Source organism: Duganella levis (assembly GCF_009857605.1).
Lineage (GTDB): Bacteria > Pseudomonadota > Gammaproteobacteria > Burkholderiales > Burkholderiaceae_D > Rugamonas > Rugamonas levis.
On record NZ_WWCT01000001.1, the window covers coordinates 65,106 to 80,573 of the forward strand.

11 protein-coding genes, 1 tRNA gene and 2 pseudogenes are annotated in these 15,468 nt (G+C 62.8%); 10 read left to right on the top strand and 4 right to left on the bottom strand.

The window, feature by feature from the left end; translation table 11 throughout:
* The first annotated feature begins 37 nt into the window (after nt 1–37).
* From GTP69_RS00340 to GTP69_RS00360, 5 genes and pseudogenes are all read left to right on the top strand, one after another.
* Nucleotides 38–1,117, top strand: a complete 1,080-nt coding sequence (locus GTP69_RS00340; RefSeq protein ID WP_161053011.1) for a GGDEF domain-containing protein — start codon at nt 38–40, stop codon at nt 1,115–1,117.
* Nucleotides 1,118–1,132: 15 nt separating this feature from the next.
* Nucleotides 1,133–2,719, top strand: a complete 1,587-nt coding sequence (locus GTP69_RS00345; RefSeq protein ID WP_161053012.1) for a methyl-accepting chemotaxis protein — start codon at nt 1,133–1,135, stop codon at nt 2,717–2,719.
* A gap of 154 nt (nt 2,720–2,873) precedes the next feature.
* Nucleotides 2,874–3,044, top strand: a pseudogene (locus tag GTP69_RS00350) (MFS transporter); the annotation flags it as partial.
* Nucleotides 3,045–3,321: 277 nt separating this feature from the next.
* Nucleotides 3,322–3,455, top strand: a pseudogene (locus tag GTP69_RS31195) (cyclase family protein); the annotation flags it as partial.
* Nucleotides 3,456–4,136: 681 nt separating this feature from the next.
* Nucleotides 4,137–4,212: transfer RNA gene (locus GTP69_RS00360), tRNA-Gly, on the top strand.
* A 185-nt stretch (nt 4,213–4,397) separates the two neighbouring features.
* Here the strand turns inward: GTP69_RS00360 and GTP69_RS00365 are convergent.
* The 4 genes from GTP69_RS00365 to GTP69_RS00380 all read right to left on the bottom strand — a co-directional run bounded on the left by GTP69_RS00365 (nt 4,398) and on the right by GTP69_RS00380 (nt 9,219).
* Nucleotides 4,398–5,384 carry a M20/M25/M40 family metallo-hydrolase gene (locus tag GTP69_RS00365; protein ID WP_161053014.1) on the bottom strand — a complete coding sequence of 329 codons (987 nt, stop codon included), beginning with the start codon at nt 5,382–5,384 and terminating at the stop codon, nt 4,398–4,400.
* 537 nt (nt 5,385–5,921) lie between these two features.
* The gene (locus tag GTP69_RS00370) at nt 5,922–6,953 is read right to left on the bottom strand and encodes an IS110 family RNA-guided transposase (protein ID WP_161053015.1); all 1,032 of its coding nucleotides are present in this window, start codon (nt 6,951–6,953) and stop codon (nt 5,922–5,924) included.
* A 242-nt stretch (nt 6,954–7,195) separates the two neighbouring features.
* Entirely contained in the window at nt 7,196–8,554 is a 1,359-nt protein-coding gene (locus tag GTP69_RS00375; RefSeq protein WP_161053016.1) for an ATP-binding protein, read from the bottom strand.
* On the bottom strand, nt 8,551–9,219 hold the full coding sequence (locus GTP69_RS00380) for a response regulator (RefSeq protein ID WP_161053017.1): 669 nt from the start codon (nt 9,217–9,219) through the stop codon (nt 8,551–8,553). Before GTP69_RS00380 ends, GTP69_RS00375 begins: the two co-directional genes overlap by 4 nt.
* Nucleotides 9,220–9,333: 114 nt before the next feature.
* Here GTP69_RS00380 and GTP69_RS00385 point away from each other — a divergent pair, with 114 nt between their 5' ends.
* Genes GTP69_RS00385 through GTP69_RS00405 form a run of 5 tightly spaced genes read left to right on the top strand, consistent with a single transcriptional unit; the run spans nt 9,334 to nt 15,460 of the window.
* Nucleotides 9,334–10,461: an efflux RND transporter periplasmic adaptor subunit gene (locus GTP69_RS00385; RefSeq protein WP_229260739.1), complete on the top strand. Its 1,128-nt coding sequence runs from the start codon at nt 9,334–9,336 to the stop codon at nt 10,459–10,461.
* Complete coding sequence (locus tag GTP69_RS00390; RefSeq protein WP_161053018.1) at nt 10,461–13,538, top strand: efflux RND transporter permease subunit; 3,078 nt, start codon at nt 10,461–10,463, stop codon at nt 13,536–13,538. The genes GTP69_RS00385 and GTP69_RS00390 overlap by 1 nt, the downstream gene beginning before the upstream one ends.
* Nucleotides 13,535–13,852: a DUF3240 family protein gene (locus GTP69_RS00395; RefSeq protein WP_161053019.1), complete on the top strand. Its 318-nt coding sequence runs from the start codon at nt 13,535–13,537 to the stop codon at nt 13,850–13,852. Before GTP69_RS00390 ends, GTP69_RS00395 begins: the two co-directional genes overlap by 4 nt.
* On the top strand, nt 13,849–15,108 hold the full coding sequence (locus tag GTP69_RS00400) for a TolC family protein (protein WP_161053020.1): 1,260 nt from the start codon (nt 13,849–13,851) through the stop codon (nt 15,106–15,108). Before GTP69_RS00395 ends, GTP69_RS00400 begins: the two co-directional genes overlap by 4 nt.
* 10 nt (nt 15,109–15,118) lie before the next feature.
* Nucleotides 15,119–15,460, top strand: coding sequence for a hypothetical protein (locus tag GTP69_RS00405; protein WP_161053021.1), 342 nt, complete (start codon nt 15,119–15,121; stop codon nt 15,458–15,460).
* Nucleotides 15,461–15,468: the final 8 nt, after the last annotated feature.

A 15,468-nucleotide genomic window follows, 5' to 3' on the forward strand; every position in this document is an offset into this window, starting at 1 on the left:
ACTCAGTTCATGAGTGCACCAAAGAAAGGCGCCACGCATGATCATCGCGCGCAGAATTCACGAGCTATCCGGCATCCTTGAACTTGATATCAGCGCCCAACCGCCGTACCAGCACGCGTTGCGGGAACTGAAAACACCCAGTCTGTCGTTGCAATGCATCGCGCTGGTCGGCCTGATCGCCGCCGAAGCTACGGCGCCCGACCTTGTGCCGGGTACACCGCTGCGTTTCTATCCGGCCTGCCTGATCGGTATCCTCGCCGGCTTGCTGATCAGCTACGCCAGCCGGAACCTGCGCGCACTGAACGTCGGCGGCTGCCTGACCATCGCCTCAGTGTGCGTCGGATTCCGCTTGATACTCGCGGCGTACGATCGCAGCGACTACTGGGCGCTGCCGCTCAGCGGATTGATTGCGACATCGGTTGCCGTGATTGTCAGCGGCCCGTTGATGTATGGCTTCATGATGGTGCTGGCCTGGCTGTTGCTGGACCTTGATCTGTCCGGGCCGGATGGCTGGTGGTCGACGCTATACATGGCGTCGGCGGTCGTGATCGGTCTAATGCTGAGTATTTTCCTGTTCCGCCTGCGCGTCTTCAACCATTTGTGCACATTGCGATTGGTGCAGATGGCTTACAAGGACCATCTCACCGGCATCCCCAACCGGCGCTGGTTCATGGAGGCGGTCAACCTTGGGTTGAAAAACCAGCAGTTAAACGGCTACCTGCTGATGATCGATGTCGATGACTTTAAAAAGATCAACGATCAGGCAGGCCACGACGTCGGCGACGCCGTGCTGCAGAAAATTGCCGCCATCATTGCCGATACCGCGATCGGCCTGCCGCATTGCCGGCTCGGCGGCGAGGAGTTTGCCGTGGTGGTGCGCGGCGGTCTGGCGCAAGCGTCCCAGGTGGGCCAGTCCTTGCTGCGGGCGGTGAGCGGCGCCACGGTGGCCGAGCGACGCATGAGCATCAGCATTGGCGGCTGCCTGCTGCGCTCCGACTCCCTGTCCGACACCATGCGCAGGGCCGATGAGGCACTGTACCAGGCCAAGCAGGCCGGCAAGAACCGCGTGGTGTTCAGCGACGCGTGCGCCGTCGACATTCATTCCAACTTATTTTGAAGAAAGCACTCAGCGATGAAAATTCATACCGTCAAAGGCAAGCTGGCGTTGGCCTTTACCCTGCTAGCATGCATGGTGCTGCTGGTGGCCGCCATCGCGATAACATCGCTGCTGGATGCCAATGCGCGCTTCCACAGCTTCTTGGCCGAAAGCCACGCCCGCGCGGTACTGATGACCAAGCTGCGGGAAGCGGTCGATCGCCGCGCCATCAGCGCCCGCGACATGGTATTGCTCGACGACGCGGCAGAGATCCGCGATGCGGCCGAGCGGGTCGCTCAGTCGCATGACGCGGTGCAGTTCTTCCTGCGACAACTGGAGCAAAGCGCTCAGCAGTCGAGCGAAATCACTGAAACCGCCACGACCATGATCGCCCGCATCCAGGCGTTGGAGAGCCGCTACGGCCAGGTCGCCATGTCAATCGTCAAGCTTGCGCTGGCCGGTCAGCATGGCGAAGCCATCACCAAGCTGCGCCGCGAATGTCAGCCGTTGCTGGCGCAGCTGGGCCAGGCCACCGCAGACTATGCAGAACATGCCGAGACCCGCGCCGCCAGCCGCGAGCGGGCCGGAACGGTAGCGTTCGCCCACCAGCGCAATCTGCTGGTGGCGGTCTGCCTGGCGGCATTCGGTTCGGCGGCTCTGGCCGGCGTTTGGATAGCGCGCACGCTGCAGCGCTCGCTGGGCAGCGAACCGGCGCAGTTGGGCGCGGCGGCGCGCCAGGTCGCGGACGGCGACTTGCGCAATATCGCCATTGAGCACGCCTCCACCGGCAGCGTGCTCGATTCGCTGGCGGTAATGCAGCGGGCGCTGGCCACGGTAGTTGGCCAGGTACGGCAGGCCGCGCTGTCGGTCGCGTCGGGTGCAACGCAGATCGCCAGTGCCAACGCCCACCTTAGCGAACGTACCGAGGAGCAGGCCGGCAGCCTGGAGCAGACTGCCGCATCAATGGAGGAACTGACGGTTGCCATCAAGGGAACGGCTGTGGCCGCGCAAAAAGCCAATGTGCTGTCGATGTCGACATCGCAGGTGGCGCGCGACGGTGCAGCAGTGGTGGCCGGCGTGGTCGATACCATGGGCGCGATCGACACCAGTGCGCAACACATCGCGCAGATCCTGACGACGATCGACGCCATCGCTTTCCAGACCAATATTCTGGCGCTGAACGCGGCGGTCGAGGCGGCGCGAGCCGGTGAGCAGGGCAAGGGGTTTGCCGTCGTTGCCAGCGAGGTGCGCACACTGGCCCAGCGCAGCGCCGCAGCGGCCAGGGAGATCAAGACGCTGATCGACACGTCGCTGACGAATGTCGCGGCCGGTAGCAGATTGGTGGAACAGGCCGGCGCAAAGATGAAGGAGGTGGTCGCCAGCGTCGATCAGGTGGTTGATGTCATCGAACAGATCAGCCTTTCTGCCGCCGAGCAGTGCCACGGTGTCGAACAGGTCAATCAAGTAGTCATGCAATTGGACCAGATGACCCAGGCCAATGCCGCCATGGTGCAGCAAACGGCCGCGGCCGCAGCAGCGTTGGAGCATGAGGCCTGCCAAATGACCGGCCTAGTCGGCGCCTTCCGTCTGACGGACGAGCGCGTGCTGCGCCTGTCGGCCTAGTAGGCGGTATCGGTATAAGCACGGGAGTTAGAGCCCTTGCCCCTTTCCTGGTTCGGCTCTTTCGCCATGGCGACAGATCACCGCCGGCGGTAATCTGCTCGTGGCGCAGGTATGTCTGCGCCAGCGGCTTGCCGTTCAACGTAGCGCTGGCGACGTGGTGAATGCGCTGAGTTCCTGGCTAGCGAAGCTGATGGCAGGCGTCGGTTACAGCCTGGACTCGGCGTTGACCTTCGTGAAGGTGCTGAACTTTGGCGCGGTCATCGGCGTGGTCGGCGGCGACTGGCTGGCGAACCGCTTTCACATCAAGTATGTGCTGGTGGGAATGATCTGATGTTTAACAATTACTTGCACTAACAGGCAGTGAAATACACCCAAGCCGTGATTTCACGGGCTTGATTGTTATTTCCCCTAGCGCTGTCTGACAACGATGAGCACGTTTAAGCGATGTTTTTTCATGGCATTCTTAATGGTATGATCAGGTCTCCCGAGGTAGTTTTTTGCCCGCTCATCATCGCGTAGCCGACAACGGCGCTGCTGGGCGCCAGACACTCGATCAGGCGCGCCGCCCCCGAACTCGATACGCCGTCCAGCGCTACCCAGAGTACAGTCACCTTGAAAAGAGGCATAATCTCGAAGCGCCGCCGCCGACCGGCGTCACCATCAGCTGCTTCCCCACAAAATCCGCCGCGCTTTTGCCCGCTGGAACCGGGCCGTCGCTATCCTCGACGAAGTTTAATGTGAGGTTGGCGCGCGCGTCGCTTGCGCCAGCCGGCGCGCGGCTTCCTTGGCGCTCATGCTTTCTTGATTCCAGTACTGGCGAATCACCTCCCAGATTGCCAAGGTGGTAGGCGAGTTTATTCAAATGCGGGCGCAATTTAATGAGGCTGGCATAGCAGACTCCTATCTCCCCAACAAATGCGGCCTTCGTGGAGGCGCCATCGCCGGTTGTCTTTCAGCAGCAGACAAACCCGCTTCGTGCGATTCAAGGCCTGCGTGAAAGACTACTGTGGTAAGTGGAAAGGGCAACGGCGTACCTTCCGTGGTGGCGCCGAAAATAGCGCTGGAGCTATAATCTGAGACAACGTTCAATGCGCAGAACATCTCGACATCGCTTCCACCTAGCCTTTTTTTTGATGGTATTTTTGATGGTACTGCGCTGGCGGCCATGAATTATTGTGCATGAATTCAACAGCTTACCGGCCCCATTAATAATCGAGTGGGAGTGAGGGGTTCGCTATAAGTCCATGATTTTAAAGTGAAATAGTGGACTTATTTATGGGCGTCGCTTGAGTTATCAACGGCGTTCACGATTTAGATCAAGGCATTATTGACTTAGCGAGCGGTCTTTGGGCGGTTTTGCAGCGGCTGCAAAGCCGTCTAGGTCGGTTCGACTCTATCATCGCCTCCAAAGCTCCATGCGGGAGTGGCTCAGTTGGTAGAGCGTAACCTCGCCAAGGTAGAGTTCGAGAGGCCGAGACTCTTCCCCCGCTCCAAAATGTAGAAGGGCAGCCATGTGGCTGCCCTTTTTGCGGTTGAGGTCGGTAAGAACTGCCTGGGTCTGTTTTCGCCCCTAAGCCGACGTTCCATTGCTCATTTTACTGCCTCTGGCCAGTCCTGGCCGCTCACAGTCCATGGCGCACCCTATTGATGGGGTCTCCTGTGGCCCCGCTTGCCCTCGCTATTTGAGTGTGTCCAGATTACGGTCGAGGATCTCGGCCGTGGATACGAGCAGGCGCGTGACCTCGGCATAAAACACCAGATTGATTTTTTCAAAAGAATCGCCTGGCTTGTGATAATCGACATGGTCTTCCACACCAAAATACAGGAAGGGAATGCCCCGCTCGTGGAACTTGACGTGGTCCGACTGGGTCGTCCAGTCATAATCGGGCGCCGCGCCGGTTGGCTTGCTGTCGTGCCCCAGCCGGACCTTGACACTGCTGGTCGCCGCCGCCTTTGCCACTAATATCTTGAGGGCAGGCGTATAGCTGGTGCCAGCGGCGAAAATCTCATTGTTGTCGTTGCGGCTGACCATATCGAAGTTCAGGTTTACCGCCACTTGCTCGATCGGAATTGGCGCCGAATTGATGAAATAGTTCGCGCCATCGGCGCCCCCCTCTTCGGCGTCGAAAGCAGCGAAGATGATCGTATTGTGCGGAGGATACTTCTTGAAATGCGCGGCAACCGCCAGCATCGCCGCCACACCCGATGCGTTATCGTCGGCGCCCAGATAAACCTTACCGTCTCGGACACCCAGATGGTCGTAATGCGCCGACACCACCATGTAGCGCTCGGGACTGACGCTGCCGCGTATTTGACCGATCAGGTTGGCCGCATATGGATACGTCTTCTCTGCCTTTCCATTCCTGGCAGGGCGGGTGAAGGTGAACGGCGTCAGGTGGCTGGCGCCGAGGGGAGCCAGGCCGATCTCGTCGAAGCGGCGCTTGATGTATTCCTGCGCGAGGCGGCTGCCGTCGCTGCCGACTAATCTGCCAGCGAACGCCGGCGAAGACAAGGTGCGCAAATCGGAAATCAGGGCTGCGCTGTCGAGCTCCGGCTTGTCAGCAGGGGCCGCTGAGCTCTTGTAGTCAACAGGCGGTTGTGCTGCGCAAGCGGCCAGAAGCAATTGGACAAGGACTACCAGTACGGTGAAGCGAACTGCTTTCATAAACTCCTCGTTTGAGCTGCTAAAAATTTATCAATGAATGGTGTCGAGGTCATAGGACCCGTCAAGCGGTCTTAACCCCATCATGGGTACAGAAAGTTCACCACGAAAAGGAATAAGGGCTGCCGTGATCTTCACGCTCAGGGATGCCTTAACAAAAAAAAGCCACGGTGCAGGAGCGATGTAGATTGTTTTTTTCTTAAAGAAACTTATTTTCACTTCTCCCCCGAATTTTTTGGCGAATTTTGTGGGCGCACGCGACCGGACAGCCCGTATATGGACTCCTCCTCGTTTGCAAACATTCCGTCTTTGACTTTCAGGTACGACTGCTCACGTATATTCGGTCTCTAACTACATTGCCCGCTTTCGGGCAATGACCATAATGGGCTATTCGCGCGCTGGCTCCCTATCGCTTCTTCGGGCTCGAAGGCCGCAGACATTCTCGGGTTCTGCCAGCGCCGGTTCGACCTGTTGGCCATCATCGGCATGTTTCGCAATCGTGGTTGGATACTCTTTTTTACGTACTGATTACGCTACTATTTAGACCGCCACCAGCCCAGGCTGATAATCGGTCCCTTTGGTCATCATCGCCCAGGCAATACGCGCCATCTTGTTGGCCAGTGCAACCGCCGCGATGTTGTGATGCCTAGTCTGGGCGATGTGCGTTACCCAGCGACTCATCCGGTCATTCTTGCTGGCCGCCGTGCGCAACACGGACCGGGCACCGTGAATCAACAACGTGCGTAGCTGTGCATCTCCTCGCTTTGTGATCCCCAGCAATCGCTCCTTCCCGCCCGAGCTATTTTGCCTGGGCGTCAGCCCCAACGATGCCGCCATCTGCCTGCCACTGCTGAACTGCTTGGCGTCACCGACGTTGGCCACAAGCGCGGTCGCGATGATCGGGCCAACGCCGCGCAGTTGCTGCAACCTGGTGGCGACAGGATCCGTGGCCGCCGCGATTTCTATTTCCTGATCCAGTTCTTTAACTCGCAGTTCCAGGTTCAACAGATCGAGCCACAAGCCGCGAAGCATACGCCGGAAACGTTGCGTCAATCCATTTTCCAGGTCCTCTAGCCACAGCGGAATGGCGGCGCGCAGTTGGATCATTTCCCTGGGAGCCACCAAGCCATATTCGCTGCACAGCCCACGGATCTGGTTGCCCTTGGCGGAACGCTGACTCACCAGCTCCGCCCTGATCCGGTGGATCGCCTGCAGGTCCTGCTGCTCGACTGACTTGACGGCGACATAGCGCATACTCGGCCGGCTCATCGCCTCGCAGATCGCCTCCGCGTCGTTGGCGTCGTTCTTATTACTCTTCACGTACGGCTTCACGAACTGGGGCGCAATCAGTTTCACGGTGAAGCCGCGTTTCTGTAATTGCCGCGCCCAGTGGTGCGCACCGCCACAGGCTTCCATGCCAATCTCGCAGCCTGGCTCTATCTTCTCCAGCAGCGCCGATAACCACTCTGCACGGCCCAGCTTCTTACGCCAAACAACTTTTTCGCAACGATCCACCCCATGCACCTGAAAGACACTCTTGGCCAGATCGACGCCGACGCGGATAATCTTCATCGTGGACTCCTTCTCTTAACTGGTTGTGTGGTAACTCCCAGTTTAGGCGCCTAGACGCCGATAGGTGAGGAGGAGTCCATCCCATTGCTTCTGGCCGAAGACGGACCAAGATGGTGAGGATAGCATCTTGCTTGTGTGTAAAGTACGCGGTTTGTCACTGCAACAATCTCGGGCTCAACTCGATCTCAGGGAGTTGCTATTGTGTTAGGGCGCGAAGCATGGATCGGCTCGTGCTCGCGGGGTTATGGCAAGGTCACGGTGACGGAGAGTCCTCTACCGGCGATGCCGGGACTTAAGCGGATTTGCGCGCGATGACGGTCAGCAATACGGGCCACGATCGATAGCCCCAGTCCGCTGCCAGGCTGGGATGCGCCGCCCAGGCGGAAGAAGCGCTCGAACACACGGTCCTGCATTTCCTGGGGTACGCCGGGGCCTGAATCTGCCACGCATAGAAAGCTGCGACCGTCACGCTGTCCGCAGCTGATGATGATCGTGCCCGGCGACGGCGTGTAGCGCATCGCGTTCTCAACAAGATTGCGGAGCAGGATGCGCATGCTGTCGACATGCAATGCGCACGGCGCGGGCGCGATGCCCAGCTGCACATCAAGTTGTGGGCATTGCTCCCGCCAATGGCTGCTTTGTTCGCGCAGCAAATCGGCCAGGTCGCCCGCGTCCGGTGTGGTGGTTACCCCCGATTGCGGGTCCATCTTTTCCAGCGTCAGCAACTGGCCGACCAGATGGGTGGCGCGATCGACGCTGGCGCTCAGGCCGGCAATGAATTCGTCGCGCTCTTCCGCGCTGCGCGCCCGCTTCAGCACTTGCAGATTCGTCTTGATGGCCGCCAACGGTGTCCGCAGCTCGTGCGCCGCGTCTGCGGTAAAGCGCTGCTCGTGCTCCATGGTTTGCCTGACGCGGCCGAACAGGCGGTTAATCGCCTGCAGCAGTGGATGTACCTCGCTGGGCACGCCGCTCAGGCTGACCTCGGCCAGATCGTTGGGCGTGCGCGCCGTGACCTCGTCGGCCGATGCCTGCAGCGCGCGCACCACGCGGCTGATGCTCCACCAGATCGCCACCGTCGCCAGCACTGCCAGCAACGTGCCAAAGATGATGATCTTGTAGAAGAAGCGGCTGCTGATGTCTTCCCGGTGGCTGGTTGGCTCGGCCACCACCAGCGCCAGTTCGTGGCGCTCGTCCCACAGCGTGAACAGGCGCCAGCGCTTGCCGCCGATCCGCGTCCACGACAAGCCGTCTGGCGCCTCGGGCGAGAACACGTCGCCAGGCGCGCCGTCATTCTTGTACAGCACGCGCTGGTTGATGTCGCGCACCTGGAACAGCAGGTAGCGGTGTGGATTGGCGTGCCCCTTCATCGGCAGGCTGATCGGCTGTGCCAGCCCGTGCTCGCGGACTTCGTTTTCCACCAGCGACAGCAGCAGGTGCGCCGTCTCCACCAGCGACTGGTCGAACAGTTCGTCGCTTTCCTGCTGCGCGTCGACGTAGACGATGGCGGCGCTGCTGGCCCACAGCGTCAATGTCAGGCCGAGCAGCGACGCCAGCAAAGTGCGCTTCAGCGACCAGCGCTTGCCGAACACATTGCCGGTCATGGGGCCGCCGGCTTATCGATGCAGTAGCCGACCGCGTGCACGGTGCGGATCAGCTCCCGCCCCAGCTTGCGGCGCAAGTGATGGATGTGCACCTGCACGGCATTGCTTTCCACTTCGTCGCCCCAGCTATACAGATTCTTTTCCAGCTGTTCTCGGCTCAGCACGCGGCCGGCCTGTTCGACCAGCATTTGCAGGATGAGGAATTCCTTCATGGTCAGCGTGACCGTCTGGCCGGCCTGGGTCACGTGGCGGTCGGCGATGTCCAGCACCAGGTTGCCATGCACCAGCTGTTCGCGCAGGCGGCCGGCGGCGCGCCGGCTGGCGCTGCGGATGCGGGCCGCCAGTTCGTCGAGGTCAAACGGTTTGATGATGAAGTCGTCAGCGCCGGCATCGAGGCCGGCGATGCGTTGCCTGATATGGTCGCGCGCCGTCACCACCAGCACGGCGCCCTGGTAACCGGTGTCGCGCAGGCCGGCCAGCACCTGCATGCCATCCTGGTCGGGCAGGCCGAGATCCAGCAGCACGCAGCCGTAGTCGTGCAGCCGCGCCGCTGTCCGCGCATGTTCGGCCGACGTGACCCAATCGACCGCGTAGCCGTTCTGCTCCAGCCCGATCTGGGTGGCGCGGCCAAGTTGGGGATCGTCTTCGGTGAGCAAAATACGCATGGGGGCAAGCCTGAAAAAAGATGTCTGGATCGTACGAACAACTTGTTAAGAACCTCTTAAGAACTTCTTAGCAACATCGCCGGCATTTCGTCCCACTATGGAACCCGTCCCGACATGTTGAATGCATTTCTCTTATTGTCTGCCGCCGCTGCGGCGCCCGCCGCCGCAGTGGAGCAGGTGCTCATCACGCCGGAGCAGATCACGCGCGCCGGCATCGTTACCACGCCGGCGCTGGCTACACTGCCGGAGCATGGCGCGACCGGCGGCGACGCCATCGTGTTGTCCGGCACGGTGGTGCCGCCGACCACGGCGACAGTCGTCAGCGGCGCCGTCTGGGGCGGAATGGTACAGGAAGTCCATGTCGCGACCTTGCAGGCGGTGAAAGCCGGCGCGCCGCTGGTCACGCTGTTCAGTCAGCCATGGATGGAATTGCAGCGCGAGTATGTGGAACTGTCCGCGCAGGCGCGCCTGGCAGCTGACAAGCTGGCCCGCGATGAAAGCCTTTACGCCGACGGCATCATTGCCCGCGTGCGGCTGGAGGAAAGCCGCTCCGCCGCCCATCTGGCGCGGCTGGCGGCTGACCAGCGCGGTCAAGCGTTGCGGGCCGGCGGCATGCCCCAGGCAGCGATAGTCAGGCTGCCGGACGAGCGTCAACTGAGTCCCTTGCTGACGGTGCGCGCGCAAGCGGCCGGCACGGTGGTGGAATTGCCGCTGTCGGTGGGCCAGCAGGCTGAACCGGGCAGCAGCGTGGCCCGGATCGTGCGCGACGGTCCGCTATGGGTGGAGTTGCAAGCATCGCGCCAGCAACTGGCGTCGGTGTCGGTGGGCGACAAGCTGCTGGTGGCGGAAGGCTGCCAGCTGAAAGTCAGCGCCATTTCGCCGTTGGTGAACGGCGTCAATCAGACCGCGCTGGTGCGCGCCGAGCAGGTCGAGCGCAATGGCTGCCTGAAGCTCAATGCATTTGTGGAAGCCCGACTGGCGCGGCCGCGTGCGCAAGCCGGTGCGATGGCGGTGCCGGCCGCTTCGCTGGTGCGCCGTGGCGCCGCCAGCTACGTGTTCGTCCGCAACGCCAAGGGTTTCCAGGCGGTGCCGGTGCAGCCGGGCGCCGCCGCCGGCGACCAGGTCTGGGTGCGCGGCGCGCTGCGCGCCGGCGCGCCGGTGGCAATGCGTGGCCTGGTGGCCATCAAGGGCGCTTGGAGCGGCCTTGGCGAGCCGGCCGTTGAAGCGAAAGGACAGCCATAATGCTGGGCCGTCTGATTGCCCTGTCGCTGGCGCAGCGTCTGCTGGTGCTGGTGTTGACCGTGATGATGGTGCTGGCCGGCGCCAAGGCGGTTGGCGAACTGTCGATAGACGCCTTCCCCGACGTCTCCAGCACGCAGGTCAAGATCATCATGAAGGCGCCCGGCATGACCCCGGAAGAGGTGGAAACGCGCATCGTGGCGCCGATTGAGCAGGAGCTGCTGGGCATACCGCAGCAGTCGGTGCTGCGTTCGCAGTCCAAATATGCGATTGCCGACATCACACTGAACTTCCAGGAAGGCACGGATATGTACTGGGCCCGCCAGCAAGCCACCGAACGCCTGGCGGCGGTGCTGAAGGACTTGCCGTCTTCCGCCAGCGGCGGCCTGGCGCCAGTCACCACGCCGCTGGGCGATGTGTTCATGTTCACCATTGAAGGCCCGCTGTCGCTGATGGAAAAGCGCACGCTGCTGGAGTGGACCATCCGCCCGCAGCTGCGCAACATCGCCGGCGTGGCTGATGTGAACTCGCTGGGCGGCGAAGTGCGCAGCTTCGAAGTGATCCCCGACCTGGCCGCGCTGGCGGCGCGCAAGGTGTCGCTGGAACAGCTGGAAAAAGCGCTGCAAGCCAACAATCGCAGCGACGGCGCCGGCCGTCTGGTCAGCGGTGAAGAATCGTTCCTGATCCGCAGCGACGCCAGCGTGCGCACGCTGGCGGACGTGGCCGCCATCGCCATCACCAGCCGCGACGGCGTCGCGGTGACGGTGGGCCAGGTGGCGCGGCTCCGCACCGGCGCGCTGACGCGCTACGGCACCGTGACGCAGAGCGGCAAGGGCGAGGCGGTGCAAGGCCTGGTGCTGGCGATGCGCGGCGCCAACGCGCTGAATGTGGTGGACCAGGTGCGCGAGCGCCTGGACGAGATTGGCAAATCGCTGCCGGCGGGCACCACCATCAGCACCTTCTATGACCGCGGCAGTCTGGTTGAGCGCGCCGTCAACACGGTCAGCAAGGCCCTGCTGGAGGCGACCGTGCTGGTGGTGGTGCTGTTGTACGTGTTCCTGGGCAATGTGCGGGCGGCCGTGGTGGTGGCGTGCATTCTGCCACTGTCGGCGCTGGGCACCTTCCTGCTGATGCGCCAGTTTGGCCTGAGCGCCAATCTGATGTCGCTGGGTGGGCTGGCGATTGCCATCGGCATGCTGGTGGATGCCGCCGTGGTGGTGGTCGAGAATATCGAAGCCCATAGCAGCAAGGCGCAATCCGGCATGTCGTGGCTGCATGTGATTTACCGCGCGGTGCGTGACGTGGCGGTGCCGGTCACGGCCGGCATGGTGGTCATCATGGTGGTGTTCATTCCGCTGCTGACCTTGCAGGGGCTGGAAGGCAAGATGTTCGCGCCGGTGGCCATGACGATTATCTTTGCGCTGGGCGCCTCGCTGCTGCTGTCGTTGACGGTGATTCCGGTGCTGGCGTCCTTCCTGCTGAAGGCGCATCACGGTCCGGCGCCGCGCATGGTGGTGTGGATGGAGGCGGTCTACCAGAGGGTGCTGACCCGTGCGCTGGGCAATGAACGCATTGTGGTCGGCATGGCTGCGGCGGCGCTGGTGGTGGCGGTGGGCCTGTTCATGGTGGTTGGCAAGTCCTTCATGCCGGTGCTGGAAGAGGGCGACTTGATCATGCAGGCCGAGAAGCTGCCGTCGGTCAGCCTGCAGGAGTCGACTGCGCAGGATCTGGCGATACAGCGCCGCATTCTGGCCGAAGTGCCGGAGGTGACGCGCATTGTGGCCCGCCTGGGCACCGATGAACTGGGCCTTGATCCGATGGGGCCGAACGAAACCGATTCCTTCCTGGTGCTGAAACCGCGCGCTGAATGGCGCAACCCGGATAAAGAAGTGCTGATTGATGCCTTGCGCAAGGCCACCGCCGGCTTCCCTGGGATTAACTTCAGCTTCACGCAACCGATCGAAATGCGTACCTCCGAAATGCTGTCCGGCGTGCGCGGTGACCTGGCCATCAAGATCTTCGGCACGGATACGCAGAAGCTGGGTGAGCTGGCCGAACAGATTGTCGGCGTGGTGCAGACCATCCACGGCAGCGAGGACGTGCTGACGGTCAAGAACGAAGGCGTGCAGTATATGCAGGTCGATATTGACCGCGTGGCCGCCGGCCGCCTGGGGCTGAGTGCCGAGCAGGTGCAGAACGACCTGCGCACCATGATTGAAGGCCGTACCACCGGCATCGTCATCGATGGCGTGCAGCGCCTGCCGCTGCTGCTGCGCGGTGGCGACGAGATGCGCATGTCGCCGGAACTGTTCCGGCAATTGCGGCTGCCGCTGGCCGACGGCGCGGCGGTGCCGCTAAGCCAGATCGCCACGCTGCGCGCGGTGGACGGCCCGGTCAAGGTTGAACGCGAGAACAGCAGCCGCCTGGCGGTGGTGCGCGCCAATGTGCGCGGGCGTGACCTGGTCGGCTTTGTCGACGAGGCCAAGGCGGCGGTGGCGCAACAGGTCAAGCTGCCTGCCGGCTATCGCCTGTCGTGGGGCGGCCAGTTCGAGAACCAGCAGCGGGCTGCGGCGCGCCTGGCGGTGGTGGTGCCGGCCGCGCTGGCGGTGATCTTCCTGCTGCTGTTCAGCACACTGGGCAGCGTGCGGCAGGCGGTGCTGGTGTTCGTCAACATTCCATTTGCGTTGATCGGCGGCGTGGTGGCGCTGGCGGTGACCGGCGAATACCTGTCCGTGCCGGCCTCGGTGGGCTTTATCGCGCTGATGGGCATCGCCGTGCTGAACGGGCTGGTGATGATTACCTGTTTTAACCAGATGGTGGCGCGCGGCGTGCCGCTGGCCGAGGTGGTGGTGCAGGGCGCCTTGCGCCGCCTGCGCCCGGTGATGATGACCGCCAGTATCACCGGCCTGGGCCTGGTGCCGCTGCTGCTGGCGACCGGCCCCGGCTCGGAGATCCAGAAGCCGCTGGCCATCGTGGTGATCGGCGGTCTGCTGAGCGCCACCCTGTTGACCCTGATCTTGCTGCCGCTGCTGTTCCGCCGTTTCGGCGCGCCCGGCAGCGCAAAACTGGAAACCGCATGAAAACCTTACCCAACGATACCCTGTTGACGCTGGTGATTCCCGTCAGCCTTGAAGAAGACATTATGGACTTTTTGTTGTTGCATCCGAAGTGGGCCAGCGGCTTTTCGATTCTGGCCGCGCAAGGCATGGGGCAGGGCGCGCCGCTGCAATCGGCGATGGAACTGGTGCAGGGCCGCAGCGCCCGCAAGCTGGTGCTGATCCCCGGCGTGCAGGCCGATCTGCAACAGCTGGTGCAAGCGTTGGCTGATGACATGCCGGCGCCGGACGTGGCGTACTGGCTGAGCCCTCTGCTGGCCAGCGGGAGGCTGGCATGACAGGCGTGCTGTCGAAGCTGGCGCTGGCCGCCGCCATTGCCGCTGCCTGCATCGGCGCGCGCGGCGCCGGCTTGCCGCTGGCGGGCGATCTGCTGTACGCGCTTCCGCCGGAGCCGATGGTGCGCCGTGCGCTGGAAGCCTTGCCGCAGTTGCGCATCGGCGCCATGAATAACGAACTGGCGTCGGCCGAGCAGAGCAAGCTGAACGCCGGGCCGCACGAGTGGCTGGTGCGCGCCGGCGCGTCGCAGCGCCGCGTGGCGGGCGAACAGCGCTACCGCGAACAGGAGTTTGGACTGGAGCGTGGCGTGCGCTGGTTCGGCAAGGCCGATCAGGACCGCGCCATCGGCGAGAAAGGCATCACGCTGGCGGAGGCGCAGCGCGCCGATGTCTGGCATGAAAGCTGCCGTACCCTGATGCAGGACTGGTATGCAGCCCTGCGCGCGCAGGCCACGCTGCAACGCCTGACCGAACAGCATGCGCTGGTGCAGCAGCTGAAATCCGTGGCCGAACGGCGGGTCAAGGCCGGCGACAGCCCGGCGCTGGAAGTGATGCAGGCCGATACCGAACTGCGCCGCTCCGAGGCGCTGGTCGAGCAAGCGCGGCAGGATGTGGCGCAGGCCGTGACCTTGTTGTCGACGACCTACCAGCAGTTGCCGGTTCCTCAGCCGGATCGCCTGCCCGAGCCGCAGCGCGCGCAGGACGCCATGCCGGAACGGGTTGCCCGCATCACGCAAGACAATCACGAACTGGAGCTGGCGCAGACCGAAGCCCAGTTGTACGGGCTGAAAGCGCGCCGCGCCGCCAGCGAGCGCATGCCAGATCCCACCATCGCGGTGCGCGCCACGCGCGAGCGCGACGGCCAGGAACGCACGCTGGGACTGATGCTGTCGATCCCGCTGCCGGGACAGCTGCGTTCGTCCGAAGCGGCCGCCGCCACCGTGCGCGCGCGCATGGCCGACGAACGTGTCACGCAGGTGCGCAACAAGGTGCAGCTGGATGCGCAACGGGCCGTATCCGAAGAGCGGCACAGCTATCAGATCTGGACCAGCTTGCGCGCGGTGGCCGAGCAGAGTGCACGGCAGGCGCAGCTGATGGAACGGGCCTACCAGTCCGGCGAGTCCAGCCTGGCCGATGCCTTGCTGGGCCGCAGGCAGGCGCTCGATGCGGCGCTGGCCGCGCAAACTGCCCAGATTACCGCGCTGGCATCCAGCGCGCGTGTCCAGCTGGATGCGCACGCCCTATGGTCTGTCGATTAAGGAGAATGAGATGAACAAACTGCCATGCATGCTTGCCGTCGCCGCCGTACTGGTCACTGCCGGCTGCGCCACCCGTAAACCTGAACAAGGCCGCCATGGCTACGTCAGCAAAGTGTATGCGGTGGGCGAAAAGCCCGCGAAACTGCCGGCCTGCCTCGCGGCATTGACGCCGCAACAACTGGCGGAAGGCCGGTTTGTCGACCTCAAGTACGGCCCCATGCGCCTGCGCAAGTATGCGACGGCCTATGCGCCGCGCGCGATAGCGCTCACCGAGCATGATAAAGTCGCCTTTAGCCCGATTCAGTGCGATGGCAGCGACTTTCCGCGCATTCAGCGCGTGATGGAAGATTGAGCCTTGCA